Consider the following 19,518-nt stretch of genomic DNA (forward strand, 5'->3'; position numbering starts at 1 on the left):
TTGTTTGTCCTATTTTCTGGATTTGGGAAGTTATTTTTCCGTTTGTTTATGGTTGAAGGGTTCAAGGTTGGTTTCAAAGGGCCAGACTTAGCTTTTTGAGGTTATGTGCCATTGCAATGAGTCCAAATTCGGTCTCTACCTTTTCGATCCCCCTTAACATAAAGCGTTTGAATGCCATGTTCTGCTTTATGTTTCCAAAAATGGCCTCTATGTCCCAGCACCTTTGTTTGCGGTGGGCGATACCATCTTCGGAGAGCAGTTTTTCCCTTGCCCTTTGTTTGTGGCGTTCCAGGTTATGGTTGCGTTCCACGACCCTATTGCCTTTGGCCTTGTGGCAGAGGGGGCGGATGGGACATCCCGAACAGTTTTTGGCCTGGTATTGGTGTATGGTCTGTAGGTATCCCTTCTTAGTGGTCCGTTGAAAGCTTCCAATATGGGTCATCCCTTGACCCATAGGGCAATAATAGGTGTCGGTTTGTTCATTATAATGGAGCTTGTCCACGGTAAAGGGCTTTTTGACCTTGCCCGACTTGGCCTCCTGTTGTTCTTTGTGGAAATAATTGTACTTGACAAAGGCATCGATGCCCTGATCTTCCATCTTTTGATAGTTTTCCTCACTGCCATAGCCTGAGTCAGCGGTCACCCTTCCCGGCATTTGGCCAAAACTGCTTTGGTGTTCTTCAAGGTGGCCGGGAAGTGTTGTAGTGTCGGTAGGGCTTTGTTCCAAAGTGTAATTGACAAGGAACTGGTTGTTGGATGACCCCTGGATGTTGTAGCCCGCTTTCAACTGTCCGTTCTTCATATGGTCATCCTTCATCCGCATGAAGGTGGCATCGGGGTCGGTCTTGCTGTAACTGCCACGATTGCCAAGTATCTTATCCTGCTCATTGTACTTGGCCACTTTGTCCGGCCAGTTCTTCTTGGCATAGGTGAGCTTCTGCTTTACCTTCTTGTCCACTTCCTTATCCTTAAGGGCATCATTAATGGTATCGACGGTTTTGGTTACTTCTTCAGGGTCAATGGCCGCGAAGCTTGGCTCATTGGGCAATTGTTCCTCTTGGGCATATACCTTCTCGACATACGACCATAGTTCCCTTAACTGCTTCTCGATACGCCTGCGCGAGGTCTTGGTCCCCTTTGCCCAGACAAAGGTGTAACGGTTGGCATTGGCCTCTATCTTGGTGCCGTCCACATAAATGTCCCTCAGGCTTAGGTAGCCCTGCTCGGCCAACAGTGCCACCACTTGGTTGAATATGGCCTTGAACCTGCCCTTGAGCCTTCCTGAACGGAAGTTGTTTATCGTATTGTGGTCAGGGATGGAACAGCCCGAGAGCCACATAAAGTGTACATTCTCCGATAAGGCCCGTTCTATCTTGCGTGAGGAGTAAAGGTTACGCAAATAGGCATAGACCAATATCTTCAACAGTACCTTAGGATGGTAGCTGGATGTGCCGCCTCCCTTATAGGTGGCCTCCAAACCGCCCAGATCTATACTTTCCAAAATTGTGTTGACAACACGGACCGGGTGGTTCACCGGTACTAAATCGTCATAACTCGGCGGCAATAGGCTCAATTGGGATTGGGAATCGGTCTTCCAGACTTGTTTTCGGCTCATAACCTGAAGTTACTATCCTTTGGGTCCAAAACAAAAAAAAGAGACTGTCTTTTTAGACAGCCTCTTTTTTCTTGCCATACACTTCACTTAATGTATGGAACGCAAGAGGAGTTCATGAATACTGCGTCTTTTGTGCCAAGGTTGTTTACGTTTTTTTTCCACCTAATTGCTTACTTTTGTATACCAAACGAGATGTTTGCGCATACATGAGTCAAAGAATCCTGCTTTCGGCCAAAGAAATCGATATCATTCTTCATCGTTTGGCTTGTCAATTGCAGGAAAACCATTTGGATTTTACGGATACCGTTCTCATAGGAATACAGCCCAGGGGCATTTTTCTGGCGGAGAGACTGGCCAAAATGCTAAGGGAGGATTATCGCATAAAGAATGTCAAGCTTGGCTCTTTGGACATCACGTTTTATAGGGATGATTTTAGGCGCGGGGAAAAAACACTCCAAGCCAACAAGACTAAAATTGACTTTTTGGTCGAAGATAAAAAAGTGGTCTTTGTGGACGATGTACTGTATACCGGGCGAAGTATTCGCGCCGCACTAACGGCCATCCAATCTTTTGGAAGACCCCAGGAAATAGAATTGTTGACACTGATCGATAGAAGATTTAGCCGACATTTGCCCATTCAACCCAATTACAAGGGAAGGCAGGTTGATGCCATAAACAACGAACGTGTCAATGTGATGTGGAAGGAAAATGATGGCGAAGATGCGGTCTATATAGTTGAAAAGGTATGAGTACACTGAGTGTGGATCATTTATTGGGAATAAAGTACCTTACCAAAGAGGATATCGATCTTATTTTTGAAACTGCAGATCATTTTAAGGAAGTCATCAATCGATCCATAAAAAAGGTTCCCACGCTTAGGGATATTACCATTGCCAATATTTTCTTTGAAAATTCGACCCGAACAAAACTATCTTTCGAATTGGCAGAGAAACGGCTGTCGGCTGATGTGATCAATTTTTCGGCATCACAATCCTCGGTCAAAAAAGGGGAAACGCTCATAGATACCGTCAATAATATCCTATCCATGAAGGTGGATATGGTAGTAATGCGACATCCAAATCCCGGGGCAGGTATTTTTTTGTCCAAGCATGTGGACGCTTCCATTGTGAATGCTGGGGACGGTGCGCATGAACATCCAACACAGGCGTTGTTGGATTCCTATTCCATCCGTGAACGATTGGGCAATGTGGCCGGCAAAAACGTGGTTATAGTAGGGGATATATTGCATTCCAGGGTTGCCCTATCCAATATTTTTGCGCTTCAGCTTCAAGGGGCAAATGTTAAGGTTTGTGGGCCAAAGACCTTATTGCCCAAATATATTGAGTCTTTGGGGGTGGGCGTGGAGACCAATCTCAAAAGCGCCTTGCAATGGTGTGATGTGGCCAATATGCTGCGGGTCCAAAATGAACGTTTGGACGTAAGCTATTTTCCTACCACAAGGGAATATACGCAGCAGTATGGATTAAATAAAAAACTTCTTCAGGAGTTGGATAGGGAAATTGTAGTAATGCACCCAGGACCTATAAACAGAGGGGTTGAAATTACAAGTGATGTGGCAGATTCCGGTCAGTCCATCATTCTGGAACAAGTGGAAAATGGAGTAGCCATAAGAATGGCGGTCATTTATCTTTTGGCATCAAAAATTAAATAATATGATTTTCGACAAAAAAGGAACCACAACCACTGTGTTCCAGGAAAATATAGCTTTGGCAACATTTCTTCAGAATTTAAATACATCCTATCCCAAATTAAAACATGATAATATTATTATCAATCTATTTTCTTTCGATAGCCTTTCCTCAAATGATGTCCTTGAATTTTTAGAACTTTCCAATACCCATAGAAGTTCCGGCAAATCTTTTGTGCTCGTTACCGATAAGGTCCCCTATGATGAAATTCCCGAGGAAATCTGTTTGGTCCCCACCTTGCAGGAAGCAAAAGACATTATTGAGATGGAGGAAATAGAACGGGATTTAGGTTTGTAATGAAAAAGGGAAAATTGAAAATTAGGTTTGGACAGATCGAAAAATATAATTCAACAAAGAACATTTGCCCTTGCCCTAAGAGTGATTCAATTGGTTGAATACCTTGAAAAAGAAGAAAGGGAATACGTTCTTTCCAAACAGTTGATGCGCTCAGGTACTGCCGTTGGAGCTTTGTTCAGAGAGGCCGAACATGTGGAAAGTAAAAAAGACTTCATCCCTAAAATGTCCATATCGCTAAAAGAAGCCAATGAGACCAAGTATTCGCTGGACCTTTTGGCAGAATCCGGATTGGTTACCAAAGAGGGGTTGACTCAGCTCCAAGAAGACGGTATAGAAGTAATTAAGATTTTGGTTTCAATTGTAAAATCGAGTAAAAATAATGTGTGAACAATTCGTTATTCCCCACTTTCAATTAGTAACTATTAATTGTGGAACAAAGTGAAACTTACGATACTAGGCTGTTATTCGGCTACTCCGAGAACAATGACAAATCCTACGTCCCAGATCCTGGAGATAAAAAACCACATGTTTTTGATTGATTGTGGAGAAGGGACACAAGTTCAACTTCGCAAGGCCAAAATAAAGTTTTCACGAATCAATCATATTTTTATTTCCCATTTACACGGTGATCACTTTTTTGGATTGCCGGGCCTTATTTCTACCTTTAGATTGTTGGGTAGGAAAAGGGAACTGCACGTTTATGGTCCAAAAGGTATAAAAGAAGCCGTGACCCTTTTTTTGAAATTGGGGGATTCCTGGACCAACTATCCGCTGATCTTCCATGAGTTGATCTCAAAAGAACGGGAACTGGTCTTTGAGGATGAAAAAGTAACCGTAACCACAATCCCATTGGAACATCGGGTCTATACCAATGGTTTTTTGTTCAAGGAAAAAGAAGCGTCAAGAACGTTAAATATAGAAGCTGTTTCGCAATATGGCATTGATAAAAGCCAATTCAACAATATTAAAAATGGAAGGGATATGGTTTTGGAAGATGGAAGGCTTGTTGAAAACAAAAAGCTGACTTTTGACCCACCCCCACCAAAAAGCTATGCCTTTTGTACTGATACGACCTATAAGGAGAATATTGTTCCCCAAATTGAAAACGTGGACGTATTGTACCATGAATCCACTTTTTTGGAATCCGAACTGCATTTATGTGCGAAAACGAAACATAGTACGGCCAAACAGGCTGCAGGAATTGCAAAAAAGGCAAATGCAGGTGCCTTAATACTTGGACATTATTCCACAAGATACAAATCATTGGAGCTGTTCAGGCAGGAAGCGGCGCAAGTTTTTGACAAGGTGCTATTGGCAGATGACGGAAAGGTATTTGAGTTCTGAATACTTTTACTTCTCCCCAGTTTTACGGAACTTTGGAGTATGCAAAAGGATTTGAGCAATTACCGAAAGACGTACGAAAAAAGCGAGTTGTCAGAAGATGTTATCTCGGACAATCCCCTGGAGCTTTTTCAAAAATGGTTTTATGAGGTAGAGGCATCCGATGGTACGGATGAGCCCAATGCCATGACAATCTCCACAATAGGCGACGACGGATTTCCCAAAAACCGTGTAGTACTGCTAAAAAAGTACACCTATGAAGGCTTTATTTTCTATACCAATTATTTAAGTGAGAAAGGCAGGGCCATTGCGAACGACCCCAGTGTATGTCTTTCCTTTTTTTGGCCCAACTTGGAAAGACAGATCATTATAAAGGGAAGGGCGGAGAAGATTGCCAAAAACTTGTCCGATGGTTATTTTGAATCGAGACCGCGGGGAAGCCAATTGGGGGCCATTGTTTCCGAACAGAGTGAGCCCATTGCTTCCAGGGCACTTTTGGAACATCGATTAAAGTTGTTGGAATCCGAAATGGAGGGTAAGGAATTGGAACGACCGGATACTTGGGGCGGTTATTTGGTTAGACCCATTTCCATGGAGTTCTGGCAAGGAAGGCCTAATAGGCTCCATGATAGGATCCGCTATTCCCTTCAAGAGGATTACCATTGGAAAATTGAACGATTACAACCTTAAACAATGAAAAACATCATTTTTGTTAGACATGGAAAGTCATCTTGGGACTACCAGGTAGATGACAAGGACAGACCCTTAAAGGAACGCGGTATCAGCGACGCACATTTGGTCGTTGGGGAGCTCAAGAAACGCAATTTACGTATTGATAAGTGCTTTTCCAGTCCTGCAAATAGGGCACTGCATACCTGTCTCATTTTTTTGAGGAATCTCCGGTTTGATTTTGAAAAGTTCCAGGTGACCGAGGCACTTTATGATTTTTCGGGCCAGTCCGTATCGGACTTTTTAAAAGGTTTGTCGGACGAAGATTCAACGGTGATGATCTTTGGTCATAATTATGCTTTTACCAATCTTGTTAATTTGCTTGGGGATGCCTATATTGACAATCTACCCACTGCCGGTATGGCAATTTTACAGGTGGACGTGGAGCATTGGAAAGATGTAAAGAAAGGAAAAACAAAAGAATTGGTATTCCCAAAAGAATTGAGATAAAAAGAAATGGCAAAACCCAAAAATGAATATGTAAATAGGGAAATAAGTTGGTTGCACTTTAATGATCGGGTACTTCAAGAAAGTGCGGATAAAAATGTCCCCCTTATAGAGAGACTTCGTTTTTTGGGAATCTTCAGTAATAATCTCGATGAATTTTTTAAGGTTCGTTATGCCACGGTAAAACGTATTGTGGATGCGGGTAAATCCGGGAAGAGCGTTCTTGGGGGTCAGGTAGCAAAGGATTTACTGGAGGAAATCACCAGAATAGTCATTAAACAACAAGCCAAGAGCTTGGCCATACTGACCAAAATTGAACGTGAGTTTGCCACGGAAAACATTTTTATCATTGATGAAACCAAAGTTTCGGAAAAACAAGCGCCCTTTATTAAGGATTACTTTCTGCGAAAGGTAAATCCGCAACTCACCACCATTATTTTGAACAACCTTAGGGAATTCCCATTGTTGAAGGATACCGCGGCTTATTTGGCGGTGCGAATGGTACTCAACAGGGAAATAGGCACCTTCCTTAGAAAACGTAACGAAGTGCAATATGCACTTATCGAAATTCCTAAGGGAATAGACCGGTTTGTGGTATTGCCGGAGGAAGATGGTAAAAATTATATCATCATCCTGGATGATGTCATACGTTATTGTTTGGACAGCATCTTTACCATGTTCGAATACCAGGATATTTCGGCACATATGATCAAGATTACCCGTGATGCCGAATTGGATATTGACAATGACCTCAGTAAAAGTTTTATCCAGAAAATATCTTCCAGTGTTGAAGGACGAAAGGTAAGTAACCCTGTACGATTTGTCTATGACAAACGAATTAAGATAGATACGCTTCGTTTTCTCAAGGAAAAAATGGACATAGAGGAAACGGATAGCGTAATTCCTGGAGGGCGGTACCATAATAGACGGGATTATATGGGATTCCCAAGCCTGGGCAGAACAGATCTGTTATATGATAAGATCGATCCCCTCCCTATTAAGGGCTTGTCCCTTGAGGGTAGTATCTTTGAGAAAATAGGTCAAAAGGACTATTTGCAATATGCGCCTTACCATACGTTTGCCTACGTCATCAAGTTTTTGAAGGAAGCGGCCCTAGATCCATTTGTTAAATCGATAAAAATCACAGTTTACCGATTGGCAAAAAATTCCCAGGTAGCGGCGGCCTTGGTAAATGCCGTAAAAAACGGAAAGGAAGTCATTGTTCAAATTGAGTTACAGGCGCGTTTTGATGAACAGGCGAACATTAAATATGCCAATAATCTCCAAAAAGAAGGTATAAAACTGATTTTTGGGGTCCCTGGGTTAAAGGTCCACAGTAAGATTTGTTTGGTGGAACGGGAAGAAGGGAATACCGTAAAACGGTACGGTTTTATCAGCACTGGAAATTTTAATGAGTCCACTGCAAAAATTTATACCGATTATACACTTTTTACCGCCCATGATGGCATTTTAAAGGAACTTGACAAAGTATTTGGCTTTTTTGAAACCACCTACAAGATCAATAAATACAAACATTTGGTGGTATCCCCACATTACACCAAAAATAAATTTAGCAAACTGATTGATGATGAGATAGCCAATGCTGTTAACGGGAAGGACGCTTTGATCCAGATCAAGATGAATAGCTTTACCTCCTATAAAATGGTAGATAAGCTTTACGAAGCGAGCAGGGCAGGTGTGAAAGTCCAACTTATCATCAGGGGTATTTGTTGTTTAGTGCCGGGAGTGGAGGGGATGAGTGACAATATCGAGGTCATTAGCGTGGTTGATAAATTCCTGGAGCATCCAAGGTTGTTCATTTTTGGCAATGCCGGTAATCCAAAGGTCTATATTTCCTCTGCGGACTGGATGACCCGAAATTTGGATTATCGTGTTGAGGTGGGATGTCCAATTTATGATGAAGGGGTAAAGCAGGAATTGATCGATACTTTTGAGATTTCCTGGAAGGATAATGTAAAGGCCAGGGTTTTTTCAAAGGTTCAGGACAATGCTTATAAGGATGATGACAAACCCCTTGTACGTTCCCAATTCGCAACCTATGACTACTATTTAAAAAAATTGGAAGAATAGGATATTACCCGTGCATGGTTTCCTTTTTACCAAGATTTTTCATAATCTCGGCTTCATGGTCCAACAGGGACTGCCATTTTTCATCAACCACTTTACGGTCCCCATATTTGCGGGCAAACTTTAAGAACATGGTATAGTGATTGGCCTCGCTTACCATTAGTTTTTTGTAAAATTCCGCCAAATCGCTATCGGCAATATGTTCGGACAACAATCTAAAGCGTTCACAGCTCCGTGCTTCAATAAGGGCCGCATATAACAGTTTATGTACCAAATGGGTCTCCCTGCTTCCGCCCTTGGGGAAAAACTTCATCAGTTCTATGACGTATTCATCCTTACGTTCCCTACCCAAAGTCCATCCTCGCGCTAAAATTTTTTCATGCACCATATTAAAATGCCCCATTTCTTCACGGGAAAGGGCAATCATTTCTTTGACCAATTCGGATTTTTCCGGAAAACCAATGATGAGCGATATTGCCGTACTTGCTGCTTTTTGCTCGCAATAGGCGTGGTCCGTTAGAATTTCCTCAATGTTTTTTTCAACAATGTTTACCCATCTAGGGTCGGTGGGCAGTTTTAATCCGAGCATAAAAGAATAAATTTTGATAAAGGTAGGTCTTCCTCATTTGGATTACAACCATTGATCATTGCCTATTGAAGTAATTCCTATTTTAACGTGGGTTCGATACAATTTTTATCAACCAAAATCCGTCAAATTGAGTGGTTTTTCGCAATGAAATGAAGAAAAATTGTATCGAAATTAGGATTTTGCAAGAAAATTACTTGCCTGCCTGCCCTGCAGCCGGCAGGCAGGTTTTTCGATACATTTTTGCTGTCGCAAAAACACTCAAAATGACGTAATTTTCTTATATCGAACTCACATTATTTTAGAAGGACAAATCAAAATAAACGCAATGCCAAATAGCTTTAGATTCCTGGGTTTCCTATTCATGGTACTTTTTTTATGTGCGGTATTTTTGCAATACAATGATCCGGATGCCGTAACATGGTATCTGGCTTATGGTATTGGAGCCTTTGCCTCCCTACTGTTTGGCCTGGGCAGGTTAAAACTCCGATGGGCAGTTTTGCTTTCCGGTTTCTATATCGTTTTTTCTATCATAAATTGGCCGGAAAAGTTTGAAGGCGTAGTTATAGGAGAGGGAAATATCGATGCCATAGAGAAGGGCAGGGAAGCCTTGGGCTTATTGATTTCTGCCGGAATAATGGGTATTTACGCTTTGTTGATCGGAAAGAAGAAAAGATTGGATTAACATGGGTCCGATATCATTTTTTATCAATCAAAATCCGTCAAATTGAGTGGTTTTTCGCAATGAAATGAAGAAAAATTGTATCGAAATTAGGATTTTGCAAGAAAATTACTTGCCTGCCTGCCCTGCAGCCGGCAGGCAGGTTTTTCGATACATTTTTGCTGTCGCAAAAACACTCAAAATGACGTAATTTTCTTATATCGAACTCACATTATTTTAGAAGGACAAATCAAAAAAAAACGCAATGCCAAATAGCTTTAGATTCCTGGGTTTCCTATTCATGGTACTTTTTTTATGTGCGGTATTTTTGCAATACAATGATCCGGATGCCGTAACATGGTATCTGGCTTATGGTATTGGAGCCTTTGCCTCCCTACTGTTTGGCCTGGGCAGGTTAAAACTCCGATGGGCAGTTTTGCTTTCCGGTTTCTATATCGTTTTTTCTATCATAAATTGGCCGGAAAAGTTTGAAGGCGTAGTTATAGGAGAGGGAAATATCGATGCCATAGAGAAGGGCAGGGAAGCCTTGGGCTTATTGATTTCTGCAGGAATAATGGGTATTTACGCTTTGTTGATTGGAAAGGGGAAAAAAGATTAGATTAAAAATCCAGATCAAATTCCTTTCTAAGGAATTCAATGGCAGGGTTCTTTTCCTTTAGTTTTTGATATTTCTCCTCAGGGGTAAAAGCATATTTTTTGGCACTCTCCTCATTTACGGATATCTGGATTTCTATGGAATAATTCTGTAGTTTTTCCTTGAGGTAATCCAATAAGGGTCCTTGTTCGCGTTCCACCTCTTTTTTCATCGTGGAATTCGGAAACTCCAGCCAGATGGTGGTACTATTTTTAAGTCGGGGTACATCACTGTGAAGACTGCTCGCCAAAATCTTTTTTCCCTGCTTCTCTATTTTTTGGATATACGCGTTCCAGTGTGTTTGCATATCCTCTTCGGTAAATGGCTTAATGGGTAAATCCTCTTCGGAAACTTGAGGATTTTTGATGGCCTCATGTTCCTTTTTGGCCTTAAGACTGGAAAGCGATAAACCGGAGACCCTTTTGGGGAGATTCTTTAGTTCAATGGATTTGGGAACCGCTTTGGGTTGTTCGGCACTCTCCTTTGGTTCGGTGGTGGTTTTTATTGGGGGAGCGACTTCATCATTACTGGTTTCCTCCACAATGGAATAGTCATTGGTCTTCTCAAAATCCCTATTCCTGAAATACGTGGCAGGAATTAGAAAATCATCCTTTTTTTTTTCGTGGGAAAACGAAAGTGACGCCAATTTCATTAAGGTCAACTCAATCAATAGTCGTTGATTTTTACTGGCTTTATAGTTTAAATCGCTTTGATTGGAAATCTCAATTGCCTTTAGCAGGAACTCTTTTGGTGTTTTTTTGGACTGTTCCGAATACTTTGCTTTGGCACCTTCCCCAACTTCCAATAAAACATGGGTTTCGGGTTGTTGGCAGACCATAAGATCCCTAAAATGTGATGCGAGTCCGGTGATAAAATGGTGCCCATCAAAACCAAGGGAAAGTGTCTTATTGAAAAGCAACAACAATTCGGGAATGTTGTTTTCCAGTATGAGATTGGTCGCCGTCAAAAATGTGTCATAGTCGAGGACATTCAAGTTTTCGGTAACGGCTTTTCGTGTTAATTCCTTACCCGAAAAACTGACCACCCTATCGAAAATGGAAAGGGCATCACGCATGGCTCCATCGGCCTTTTGCGCAATGATGTGCAGCGCATCATCTTCGGCATCGATGTTTTGTTCCTTGGCGATGACCTTTAAATACTCCGCAGCATCCTTTACCGTGATTCGTTTAAAATCAAAAATTTGACATCGGGAGAGTATGGTAGGGATAATTTTGTGTTTTTCCGTGGTGGCCAGTATAAAAATGGCGTGTTTCGGAGGTTCTTCCAACGTTTTTAAAAAGGCATTGAATGCGGATTGGGACAACATGTGCACCTCATCGATGATATAGACCTTATATTTGCCTACTTGTGGAGGAATACGTACTTGGTCTATTAGGCTGCGGATGTCATCAACGGAGTTGTTGGAGGCAGCGTCCAATTCAAAAATATTGAAGGCAAAGTCTTCTTCTTCCCGTTCGGTCCCATCTTGATTTATCTTTTTTGCCAAAATCCTGGCACACGTGGTTTTACCAACCCCCCTTGGACCACAAAACAGCAATGCTTGTGCCAAATGGTTATGGGCTATGGCGTTTTCCAGGGTATCCGTAATGGCTTTCTGCCCAACAACGTCCTTAAACGTTTGGGGGCGATATTTTCGGGCAGATACAATAAAAGGCTCCATATGATGCGTATGACCGAGACCAATAACAAATATAAAAAATAGCTCAAGGCATACGATTTGGAGGAATTGGTCATGTTCCGTTTTTTATTAACAATTGGTGTAATTTTGCCAAGTGTAGGCAACCTTACCGCCGCGTGCCGAACTTGTTTCGGTGTGAGGAGGAAAGTCCGGACACCATAGTGCAACATAGCGGGTAACGCCCGTCCACCTAAAGGTGAGGACCAGTGCAACAGAAAGCAAGTACAGTTAGGCTGTAGTGAAATCAGGTAAACTCTATGTGGTGAAACGCCATGTATACCAACATTTTGGGGTTGCACGCCCTAGTTGGAGGGTAGGCGGATGGAGTTTATGGGCAATCATGAACCTAGATAAATGGTAAGGGCCGTTTTGGCGGTTACAGAATCCGGCTTATAGCCTACTTTTTAATAGCAAAGGGCCCAATTCATTGCATTGGGCCTTTTTTCTTTTAAGGTGCAAAAAAACTGAATATGGAACTTCCGTATTTTCTTTTTTCCCGAAAATTGGGATGGTCCTCAAAATGGGTCTGGGGTGAATGTTCCACGATTAAAACCCCACCTTCTTTCAACAATCCATTTTTTAGGACCAAATGCGGCAATTTCAAAAACTCATTTTCCACAGCATCGTAGGGAGGGTCCGCAAAAATGATATCGTACTGGACTTTGTGCCGTTCCAAAAATGTAAACACATCGGATTTAAAAACGGTAATGGGAAAAGCCAGTGCTTTGGCCGTTTTCCCTATAAACTGGACACAGCGTGGGTGGGCATCCACAGCAACAATGGTTTCACACCCCCTTGAAGCAAATTCATAACTGATATTTCCAGTACCGGAAAAAAGATCCAAAACGGAAACCTCTTCCAAAATATAACGGTTGTTGAGAATGTTAAAGAGCCCTTCTTTTGCCATATCGGTGGTTGGGCGTACCGGTAATTTCTTTGGGGCCGTGATACGTTTTCCTTTGTATTTTCCCGAAATTATGCGCATAACCCTATAGATTGCCCAGCAAGGTCAAATCAATGGTGTTGTCACCTATTTCTTCCAGACTTTGATTGCTTTGTTTTGGAACAAAAACCGAGACTTTTTTTAAATAATCGTAGCAAATTTTGAAGTATTGGTCATCCTCTTCTATAGCCCCAAACAGTTTTAACTTTACCTCTTCCGCAGACAATCCAAGCTGTTCGTAGGTAAATAGGACATAATAGAGGAAGTCCTCTTTGGTCTTGTATTCAAATTGGTTGTAAAGTAGCAGTTTACGCTGTTCCATCACTGCGAGTTCCATAGTACGTGTACCCACATGTACATAACACACCGTTTTATTGCTTTTTTGATGAAAAAGTGTTTGCAGAATGGCCAAACTGTTGTGCTTAAATTCAAATTCCCCAAAACAGTCGAACAGATAGTTGTTTACATTGGTAAAGGGCACATAGACACATACCATATCTTGGTTGGGAATTTTGTCATGGACAATTTGGTCGTTGGCCAGAATCTTGGTGTTGAACTTGAGATAATTGGGAAGCTCTTCTTTATCAAATAAGGCTTCGGGCACCAAACAGAACATATTGTTCTTATGGATGGCCATGACCTCTTCATAGGTCTCATCGATCAGTTTATACTTGGCAACAAGGGTTTTGAGCTCCTTAAGAAGTAAATAGGGGGTCGATTTTGTCTTGAAGGCCACATGGTCCGATAGCAATACCTTATTGGCAATGGTATCTATGGTACAAAAAGAAAGTCCATCCAGGCTAACCTGAATGGACAATTTTTTAAAAGGATGCGTATGTGTCTTCGCCTCGATAGTTTATTCGTTTTTTCTGTCGTAGATGGGCGGCCAATTTCCATTGGTACTGACATCTACAAGGGAACCTACCTTAAGATGGTCCCCATTTACTTCTTCCACACTGTTTCTTGCATTTTCCTGGGCCAACAAATCCTTGGGTTGATCATACAATATGACATCCTTCTTCACCTTAGCCTCAAATACAGGGGCCTTGTAGCCACTTTTCTCAATAATATCGGCTTTCAGTTCAAATTTTTCCCCATTCTGCGCATAGGGTACTTCCATCATGGTTTTGTAGCTGTCACTGTTTTTGAAGAGGGAATCCTTTACCTTAACAAAGCCAAGCGTGTCTATGACAACAGTATCCACTTGAAGTTCAATTTGGTAAACCTTATCATATCGCATAAAAGACGAATCCCGTTGTTGGGTGATGGTATAACTTCCGGTATCCACAAATTTGACCAAACTTTCAAAATTCCCTGCATACGTACCATTAACGGATTTGTAGGCTTCTTGGGAATCACGAATATCCTTTAGTTTGTCAATTACAGACTGAAAACGTTCTTTACGTACTTGTTTAAACTCTATGGGACCATTTACGGATTGATAAATCATATAGGCCAGACCGCAGCAAACAATCCATAAAACTATTTGTAAGATGGTTTTCATTTTTTCTGAGTTAATTTAGATTTAGTGGTTACAAGCAAATCTACAATTTTTTTTGAATCCCGAAAGTTTTCCCAGTAAAAATGATACCTATCTTTGAAAGTCCATGAGCACCCTAACTTCCAAGGCTTTTCAAAAAATTCTAACGGAAAAATTCCCGCATCGACCCACCTTGTTGCAGGAACTTACGTTAAGCCGTATTTCCGACTTTATTTTCTCAAAGGAAAGTGAAGAACTCTTTTTGTTAAAGGGATATGCGGGGACCGGCAAAACGACTATTGTGGGTAGTTTGGTAAAGTATCTGTGGCACACCAAAATGAAGGCCGTTTTACTCGCACCTACGGGGCGGGCCGCCAAGGTAATTTCCAATTATGCCGGTACACAGGCGTTTACCATTCATAAAAAGATATATTTTCCCAAAAAACAATCCGGGGGAGGGGTCCAATTTGTATTGGCCCCGAACAAACATAGGAACACCTTATTTATTGTGGATGAAGCCTCAATGATTCCGGACACTCCGGCAGATTCCAAACTTTTTGGGAATGGTTCCCTCTTGGATGATTTGATTTATTATGTCTATTCAGGACACAATTGTAAGTTGGTGTTGATTGGGGATACTGCCCAATTACCTCCCGTAAAATTGGATTTAAGCCCGGCCCTTGAGGAGCAACGAATGGAACTGAACTATAATAAGTCTGTCATAAATGTGGAATTGGACGAGGTGATGCGCCAAAGTGAAAGCTCTGGGATTTTATTCAATGCCACCAACTTGAGGCAACAACTGCAGTCAAGTTATTATGAGGGGTTTCAATTTTCATTACAGGGATTTAAGGACATCCGCAGATTAAGGGATGGGCATGAAGTGCAAGAGGCCATAGACAACGCCTATGCGCAACATGGTAAGGAGGAAACCGCTTTTATCGTTCGCTCAAACAAAAGGGCCAATCTATACAACAAAAATATTAGGGAACGAATTCTATTCCTGGAAAATGATATTGCGGTCGGAGATTTTATGATGGTAGTGAAAAACAATTATTTCTGGTTAAAGCCCAGCTCGGAAGCCGGGTTTATTGCAAACGGGGATATTATTGAAATTCTGGAACTATTTGCCATTAAGGAACTGTACGGCTTCCGTTTTGCCGAAGTCAAGGTCCAAATGGTGGATTATCCCAATCAAAGACCCTTTGAAACCGTACTCCTCTTGGATACCATTACCGCCGAAACCCCTTCACTTCCCTACGAGGAAGGAAACCGGTTATATCAAGAAGTACTAAAGGACTATGTCCATGAAAAGTCAAAATACAGACAGTTTATGGGGGTCAAGAACAATTCATTTTTTAATGCCCTACAGGTTAAATTTTCGTATGCCATTACTTGTCATAAATCCCAGGGAGGCCAGTGGAATACTGTTTTTGTTGAACAACCTTACCTTCCAAATGGCATGAATAAGGAATATCTGCGTTGGCTGTACACTGCGGTAACCCGGGCAAGGGAAAACCTTTATCTCATAGGTTTCAAGGATGATTTTTTTGTTGATAAGGAATGAGCTATATTGCCATAAACGCGTGCCATGACACCAGAGACTGTAATTAGTATTTTTTTAGGAGTGGGACTTGCGGCCTCTGCTGGTTTTCGTGTCTTTTTACCCCTGTTCGCCTTAAGTTTGGCAGCCTATTTTGGGGTTTGGGATTTGAATGATAATTGGGAATGGATTGGTAGCTTTGCCGCAGTTCTTACCCTTGGAATTGCCACAGTGGTGGAAATATTTGCGTACTTCATTCCATGGGTGGACAACGCTTTGGATACCATAGCACTGCCCTTGGCGGCCATAGCGGGAACGGCGGTGATGGTTTCAACCGTGGCAAATTTGGATCCCGTTGTGACCTGGTCCTTGGCAATAATCGCCGGTGGTGGTACGGCTTCGGCCATTAAAGGTGCCAATGCAACGGGCAGATTGACCTCTACGGCCACTACGGGAGGTGTGGCCAATCCAATTGTTTCCACTTTGGAAACCGGTACGGCGGCGGTTGTGTCCACAGCTTCCATTTTCTTTCCCGTAGGTGCGGCCATATTGGTCATCATCATTTTGGTCATTATTTTTAGGATATACAGAAAGTTGCGTCCAAAAATCAAAAACTGATTTCCGTATGAACATCATTTCCATGATACCTGCACGTTACCAAGCATCCCGATTTCCTGCAAAATTAATGCAGGATTTGGGCGGCAAACCGGTGATTTTAAGGACCTATGAGGCGGCCGTTGGGACCAAGCTGTTCAGTAAGGTATATGTAGTTACGGACAGCCGCGCAATCCATGATTTGATCAAAGCCAATGGAGGCCAGGTGATAATGAGTAAAGAGGAACATCAAAGTGGAAGTGACCGAATTGCTGAGGCGGTAACCGATTTGGAGGTTGATGTGGTGGTAAATGTTCAGGGGGATGAACCTTTTATAGATAGGGAAAGTTTAACTAAGGTAATCCAGGTTTTTCATGAGGATGCAGGCCAGGAAATAGATTTGGCCTCCTTGATGACACCAATCACGGATTGGGATGAAATTTCCAATCCCAATACGGTAAAAGTAATTGTGGACAACAACAATTTTGCCCTTTATTTTTCGAGGTCACCCATACCGTACCCTCGGAATAAGGAGTTGAATACCCCATATTTTAAACACAAGGGAATTTATGCCTTTAGAAAGCGCGCCCTATTGGATTTTAAGAAGTTGCCCATGTTGACGTTGGAAGCCACGGAAAAAATTGAGGCCATTCGGTTTTTGGAGTATGGGAAAAAAATAAAAATGGTTGAAACCAATGTAACCGGTGTTGAGATAGATACCCCGGAGGATTTGGAAAGAGCACGTAAGGAATGGAAGTAGGTTTTGAAAACATTAAGGTAATCGGTTTTGATGCAGATGATACGCTCTGGGTCAATGAGACCTATTTCAGGGAAACGGAAGAGCGGTTTGCTGAACTTTTGGAGGGATACGAAACCAAGAATAAAATAGACCAGGAGCTTTTTAAGATGGAAATGAAGAATCTGGATCTTTATGGGTATGGCATAAAAGGGTTTATGCTATCCATGATAGAATCCGCCTTGGATTTATCCAACGGTTCCATAGCCCAGCATACCATTTCGGACATCATAGGTTTAGGTAAAAACATGATTGCACATCCCGTGGAGCTTTTGGATGGTGTGGAGGAGGTACTGCAGGCCCTGGAAAAAAAATACCGTTTAATTGTCCTGACCAAGGGGGATTTATTGGACCAGGAGCGTAAATTGGAAAGGTCCGGACTTTCCCGTTATTTCCATCATGTGGAAGTGCTGAGCGATAAGAAGGAAGCGAATTATAAAAACCTTTTGGAACATTTGGAAATTCCCATTGAGTCCTTTTTAATGATTGGAAACTCCTTGAAGTCCGATGTTATCCCTATCTTGAATTTGGGAGGAAATGCAGTTCATGTTCCATTTCATACCACTTGGGCCCATGAATTGGTATCGGAGGAAGAAGAGCGAACCAACAATCATTTAAAGCTAAATTCCATTAGGGATGTTTTGAAGTATTTAGAGTAGTGATGAAGGAACAAAAACAAATGCAAACCAAAGCCCCTATGCAAAGACCAAAAACGTCTTACAAGAACTTCCCTATGGTTCCAAGGGTGGTTTATGGAAGGGGAAGTTTTGGACAGCTCGCAGATATTTTACTGCCGAAACGAAGAAACGCTGAGGCTCCCTTTATTTTTTTAGTGGATGATTTTTTTGAAGGTTCGGCATTGGAACAGCGTATCCCCTGGCTTTTTAATGATCAAATCATCTTCATTTCCGCAGATGAGGAACCAAAAACGCAACAGGTTGATGCCCTGGTCAAAAAAATAAAAAATGATTTTGAGGAAATGCCTTCGGGAATTGTTGGGATCGGAGGTGGGACACTTTTGGATTTGGCCAAAGCAGTGGCCATTATGATGAACAACCCCGGCCCTTCGTCCAATTACCAGGGATGGGACTTGGTCAAAAAGCCTGCATTGTACCATGTTGGGATTCCTACTATAAGTGGAACGGGGGCAGAGGTTTCCAGAACTACAGTTTTATTGGGGCCAGAAAAAAAATTGGGCATAAATTCGGATTATACGACTTACGATCAAGTAGTGTTGGATTCGGATCTGTTGTCCACGGTACCAAAAGAACAATGGTTTTACACTGGGATGGATTGCTTTATCCATTGCATTGAATCGCTCAATGGAACCTATTTAAATGCCTTTAGCCAGAGTTATGGGGAAAAGGCGTTGAGTTTATGCAAAGAAGTGTTTTTAGGGGACCTGCCCCAAAAAGAATCCGAAGACAAATTAATGATGGCTTCCTGGCATGGAGGCATGAGTATTGCGTATTCCCAAGTGGGGATAGCCCATGCCATGAGTTATGGACTTTCCTACCTTCTGGGAACCAAACACGGTATAGGCAATTGTCTGGTGTTCCAACATTTGGATAGGTATTATCCCAAAGGAGTGGAGCTGTTCAATAAGATGAAGGAAAAACATGGGATTCAGCTTCCAAAAAATGTATGCGCCGGCCTTACCTCTTCCGATTTGGAGCTCATGGCACAAATTTCCCTGTCCATGGAGCCCCTTTGGGAAAATGCCCTGGGGAGGGATTGGAAAAAACATATTGATATGGATGGTTTACTTTCCATTTACCAAAAGATTTAGATGCTGCACCTTATCGCTAAGTTCATCTTTTTTAAGGTGATGAAATGGAAGTTGGAAGGAACTTTTCCCAACCTGGACAAGTGCGTTGTCATTGTCATTCCCCACACCCATTGGTTGGACTTCCCATTGGGGGTAATTGTCCGTAAGGTGGTGAACAAGGAAATTCACTATGTTGGAAAAAAAGGATTGTTCAAAGCCCCTTACGGTTGGTTTTTTAGATGGTTGGGAGGGACCCCGGTAGATCGCTCCAAGAATCAAAATATGGTGGATGCCGTGGGCCAGGTTTTTGCAGAAAGGGAGGTTTTCCGATTTGCGTTGGCGCCAGAAGGTACCCGAAAAAAAGTAAGTGCGTTAAAAACAGGGTTTTACTATATCGCTAAAAAAAGCAATGTTCCCATTGTTATGGTTGCCTTCGATTTTGGAAAAAAACAGGTGAAAATATCAGAGCCGCTATGGACCAGTGACGATATCAACAAAGACTTTAGGAAGGTGCGGGAATTTTTCAAAGGGGTAAAAGGAAAAATTCCGGAATACAGTTTTGGATAA

22 protein-coding genes and 1 other RNA gene are annotated in these 19,518 nt (G+C 42.0%); 17 read left to right on the top strand and 6 right to left on the bottom strand.

All coding sequences use genetic code 11. The annotated features are described in order from the left end of the window. Positions 1-73: 73 nt before the first annotated feature. Positions 74-1,615 carry an IS1182 family transposase gene (locus tag L0P88_RS17195; protein ID WP_247131152.1) on the bottom strand — a complete coding sequence of 514 codons (1,542 nt, stop codon included), beginning with the start codon at positions 1,613-1,615 and terminating at the stop codon, positions 74-76. Positions 1,616-1,821: 206 nt separating this feature from the next. Here L0P88_RS17195 and pyrR point away from each other — a divergent pair, with 206 nt between their 5' ends. Genes pyrR through ppk1 form a run of 8 tightly spaced genes read left to right on the top strand, consistent with a single transcriptional unit; the run spans position 1,822 to position 8,229 of the window. After that, positions 1,822-2,364 (top strand): bifunctional pyr operon transcriptional regulator/uracil phosphoribosyltransferase PyrR, encoded by a 543-nt coding sequence (gene pyrR / locus L0P88_RS17200; RefSeq protein WP_247131153.1) that lies wholly within the window; start codon positions 1,822-1,824, stop codon positions 2,362-2,364. Further along, the gene (locus L0P88_RS17205; protein ID WP_247131154.1) at positions 2,361-3,287 is read left to right on the top strand and encodes an aspartate carbamoyltransferase catalytic subunit; all 927 of its coding nucleotides are present in this window, start codon (positions 2,361-2,363) and stop codon (positions 3,285-3,287) included. The genes pyrR and L0P88_RS17205 overlap by 4 nt, the downstream gene beginning before the upstream one ends. A gap of 1 nt (position 3,288) precedes the next feature. Further along, complete coding sequence (locus L0P88_RS17210; protein ID WP_247131155.1) at positions 3,289-3,621, top strand: ribonuclease Z; 333 nt, start codon at positions 3,289-3,291, stop codon at positions 3,619-3,621. 27 nt (positions 3,622-3,648) lie between these two features. After that, complete coding sequence (locus tag L0P88_RS17215; protein WP_247131156.1) at positions 3,649-4,008, top strand: four helix bundle protein; 360 nt, start codon at positions 3,649-3,651, stop codon at positions 4,006-4,008. Between the two features lie 51 nt (positions 4,009-4,059). Further along, positions 4,060-4,965, top strand: a complete 906-nt coding sequence (locus L0P88_RS17220; protein ID WP_247131157.1) for a ribonuclease Z — start codon at positions 4,060-4,062, stop codon at positions 4,963-4,965. 39 nt (positions 4,966-5,004) lie between these two features. Further along, on the top strand, positions 5,005-5,652 hold the full coding sequence (gene pdxH / locus L0P88_RS17225; RefSeq protein ID WP_247131158.1) for a pyridoxamine 5'-phosphate oxidase: 648 nt from the start codon (positions 5,005-5,007) through the stop codon (positions 5,650-5,652). Between the two features lie 3 nt (positions 5,653-5,655). Further along, a complete protein-coding gene (locus L0P88_RS17230; RefSeq protein WP_247131159.1) occupies positions 5,656-6,141 on the top strand; it encodes a SixA phosphatase family protein in 486 nt (161 codons plus the stop codon). A 6-nt stretch (positions 6,142-6,147) separates the two neighbouring features. Further along, complete coding sequence (gene ppk1, locus L0P88_RS17235) at positions 6,148-8,229, top strand: polyphosphate kinase 1 (protein WP_247131160.1); 2,082 nt, start codon at positions 6,148-6,150, stop codon at positions 8,227-8,229. Between the two features lie 4 nt (positions 8,230-8,233). Here the strand turns inward: ppk1 and L0P88_RS17240 are convergent, their stop codons facing one another. Beyond that, a complete protein-coding gene (locus tag L0P88_RS17240; RefSeq protein ID WP_247131161.1) occupies positions 8,234-8,815 on the bottom strand; it encodes a tRNA-(ms[2]io[6]A)-hydroxylase in 582 nt (193 codons plus the stop codon). 325 nt (positions 8,816-9,140) lie between these two features. Here L0P88_RS17240 and L0P88_RS17245 point away from each other — a divergent pair, with 325 nt between their 5' ends. Both L0P88_RS17245 and L0P88_RS17250 read left to right on the top strand, forming a co-directional pair. Beyond that, positions 9,141-9,497 (top strand): transmembrane 220 family protein, encoded by a 357-nt coding sequence (locus L0P88_RS17245; RefSeq protein WP_247131162.1) that lies wholly within the window; start codon positions 9,141-9,143, stop codon positions 9,495-9,497. Positions 9,498-9,738: 241 nt separating this feature from the next. Further along, positions 9,739-10,092 carry a transmembrane 220 family protein gene (locus L0P88_RS17250; protein WP_247131163.1) on the top strand — a complete coding sequence of 118 codons (354 nt, stop codon included), beginning with the start codon at positions 9,739-9,741 and terminating at the stop codon, positions 10,090-10,092. A 1-nt stretch (position 10,093) separates the two neighbouring features. Here L0P88_RS17250 and dnaX read toward each other — a convergent pair whose 3' ends face one another. Further along, a complete protein-coding gene (gene dnaX, locus L0P88_RS17255) occupies positions 10,094-11,809 on the bottom strand; it encodes a DNA polymerase III subunit gamma/tau (protein ID WP_247131164.1) in 1,716 nt (571 codons plus the stop codon). Between the two features lie 110 nt (positions 11,810-11,919). Here dnaX and rnpB point away from each other — a divergent pair. Then, positions 11,920-12,236, top strand: an RNA gene (rnpB, locus tag L0P88_RS17260) — RNase P RNA component class A. A 39-nt stretch (positions 12,237-12,275) separates the two neighbouring features. On the opposite strand, the gene L0P88_RS17265 is transcribed toward rnpB, so the two are convergent. The 3 genes from L0P88_RS17265 to L0P88_RS17275 are packed head-to-tail and all read right to left on the bottom strand — an operon-like array spanning position 12,276 to position 14,274. Beyond that, positions 12,276-12,812, bottom strand: coding sequence for an RsmD family RNA methyltransferase (locus L0P88_RS17265; protein WP_247131165.1), 537 nt, complete (start codon positions 12,810-12,812; stop codon positions 12,276-12,278). 4 nt (positions 12,813-12,816) lie between these two features. Further along, on the bottom strand, positions 12,817-13,623 hold the full coding sequence (locus tag L0P88_RS17270; protein WP_281499743.1) for a DUF3822 family protein: 807 nt from the start codon (positions 13,621-13,623) through the stop codon (positions 12,817-12,819). Between the two features lie 3 nt (positions 13,624-13,626). Then, positions 13,627-14,274 (bottom strand): hypothetical protein, encoded by a 648-nt coding sequence (locus L0P88_RS17275; protein WP_247131167.1) that lies wholly within the window; start codon positions 14,272-14,274, stop codon positions 13,627-13,629. A 103-nt stretch (positions 14,275-14,377) separates the two neighbouring features. Here L0P88_RS17275 and L0P88_RS17280 point away from each other — a divergent pair, with 103 nt between their 5' ends. From L0P88_RS17280 to L0P88_RS17305, 6 genes are read left to right on the top strand one after another with little or no spacing between them, the layout of a single operon-like run. Next, on the top strand, positions 14,378-15,817 hold the full coding sequence (locus L0P88_RS17280) for an ATP-dependent RecD-like DNA helicase (RefSeq protein WP_247131168.1): 1,440 nt from the start codon (positions 14,378-14,380) through the stop codon (positions 15,815-15,817). Between the two features lie 24 nt (positions 15,818-15,841). Further along, on the top strand, positions 15,842-16,411 hold the full coding sequence (locus L0P88_RS17285; RefSeq protein ID WP_158777133.1) for a DUF4126 domain-containing protein: 570 nt from the start codon (positions 15,842-15,844) through the stop codon (positions 16,409-16,411). A gap of 7 nt (positions 16,412-16,418) precedes the next feature. Further along, the gene (kdsB, locus tag L0P88_RS17290; RefSeq protein ID WP_281499687.1) at positions 16,419-17,147 is read left to right on the top strand and encodes a 3-deoxy-manno-octulosonate cytidylyltransferase; all 729 of its coding nucleotides are present in this window, start codon (positions 16,419-16,421) and stop codon (positions 17,145-17,147) included. Further along, entirely contained in the window at positions 17,138-17,842 is a 705-nt protein-coding gene (locus tag L0P88_RS17295) for an HAD family hydrolase (protein ID WP_247131169.1), read from the top strand. The genes kdsB and L0P88_RS17295 overlap by 10 nt, the downstream gene beginning before the upstream one ends. 38 nt (positions 17,843-17,880) lie before the next feature. Beyond that, positions 17,881-18,972, top strand: a complete 1,092-nt coding sequence (locus tag L0P88_RS17300; protein WP_247131170.1) for an iron-containing alcohol dehydrogenase family protein — start codon at positions 17,881-17,883, stop codon at positions 18,970-18,972. Next, the gene (locus L0P88_RS17305; protein WP_313791564.1) at positions 18,973-19,518 is read left to right on the top strand and encodes a 1-acyl-sn-glycerol-3-phosphate acyltransferase; all 546 of its coding nucleotides are present in this window, start codon (positions 18,973-18,975) and stop codon (positions 19,516-19,518) included.

It is taken from the genome of Muricauda sp. SCSIO 64092, from assembly GCF_023016285.1.
Lineage (GTDB): Bacteria > Bacteroidota > Bacteroidia > Flavobacteriales > Flavobacteriaceae > Croceivirga.

What these genes read in the sequence shown, in the direction of transcription:
- L0P88_RS17195 (WP_247131152.1), bottom strand. Translation starts at nt 1,615, where the DNA reads ATGAGCCGAAAACAAGTCTGGAAGACCGATTCCCAATCCCAATTGAGC.
- pyrR (WP_247131153.1), top strand. Translation starts at nt 1,822, where the DNA reads ATGAGTCAAAGAATCCTGCTTTCGGCCAAAGAAATCGATATCATTCTT.
- L0P88_RS17205 (WP_247131154.1), top strand. Translation starts at nt 2,361, where the DNA reads ATGAGTACACTGAGTGTGGATCATTTATTGGGAATAAAGTACCTTACC.
- L0P88_RS17210 (WP_247131155.1), top strand. Translation starts at nt 3,289, where the DNA reads ATGATTTTCGACAAAAAAGGAACCACAACCACTGTGTTCCAGGAAAAT.
- pdxH (WP_247131158.1), top strand. Translation starts at nt 5,005, where the DNA reads ATGCAAAAGGATTTGAGCAATTACCGAAAGACGTACGAAAAAAGCGAG.
- L0P88_RS17230 (WP_247131159.1), top strand. Translation starts at nt 5,656, where the DNA reads ATGAAAAACATCATTTTTGTTAGACATGGAAAGTCATCTTGGGACTAC.
- ppk1 (WP_247131160.1), top strand. Translation starts at nt 6,148, where the DNA reads ATGGCAAAACCCAAAAATGAATATGTAAATAGGGAAATAAGTTGGTTG.
- L0P88_RS17240 (WP_247131161.1), bottom strand. Translation starts at nt 8,815, where the DNA reads ATGCTCGGATTAAAACTGCCCACCGACCCTAGATGGGTAAACATTGTT.
- L0P88_RS17245 (WP_247131162.1), top strand. Translation starts at nt 9,141, where the DNA reads ATGCCAAATAGCTTTAGATTCCTGGGTTTCCTATTCATGGTACTTTTT.
- L0P88_RS17250 (WP_247131163.1), top strand. Translation starts at nt 9,739, where the DNA reads ATGCCAAATAGCTTTAGATTCCTGGGTTTCCTATTCATGGTACTTTTT.
- dnaX (WP_247131164.1), bottom strand. Translation starts at nt 11,809, where the DNA reads ATGGAGCCTTTTATTGTATCTGCCCGAAAATATCGCCCCCAAACGTTT.
- L0P88_RS17265 (WP_247131165.1), bottom strand. Translation starts at nt 12,812, where the DNA reads ATGCGCATAATTTCGGGAAAATACAAAGGAAAACGTATCACGGCCCCA.
- L0P88_RS17275 (WP_247131167.1), bottom strand. Translation starts at nt 14,274, where the DNA reads ATGAAAACCATCTTACAAATAGTTTTATGGATTGTTTGCTGCGGTCTG.
- L0P88_RS17280 (WP_247131168.1), top strand. Translation starts at nt 14,378, where the DNA reads ATGAGCACCCTAACTTCCAAGGCTTTTCAAAAAATTCTAACGGAAAAA.
- L0P88_RS17285 (WP_158777133.1), top strand. Translation starts at nt 15,842, where the DNA reads ATGACACCAGAGACTGTAATTAGTATTTTTTTAGGAGTGGGACTTGCG.
- kdsB (WP_281499687.1), top strand. Translation starts at nt 16,419, where the DNA reads ATGAACATCATTTCCATGATACCTGCACGTTACCAAGCATCCCGATTT.
- L0P88_RS17295 (WP_247131169.1), top strand. Translation starts at nt 17,138, where the DNA reads ATGGAAGTAGGTTTTGAAAACATTAAGGTAATCGGTTTTGATGCAGAT.
- L0P88_RS17300 (WP_247131170.1), top strand. Translation starts at nt 17,881, where the DNA reads ATGCAAAGACCAAAAACGTCTTACAAGAACTTCCCTATGGTTCCAAGG.
- L0P88_RS17305 (WP_313791564.1), top strand. Translation starts at nt 18,973, where the DNA reads ATGCTGCACCTTATCGCTAAGTTCATCTTTTTTAAGGTGATGAAATGG.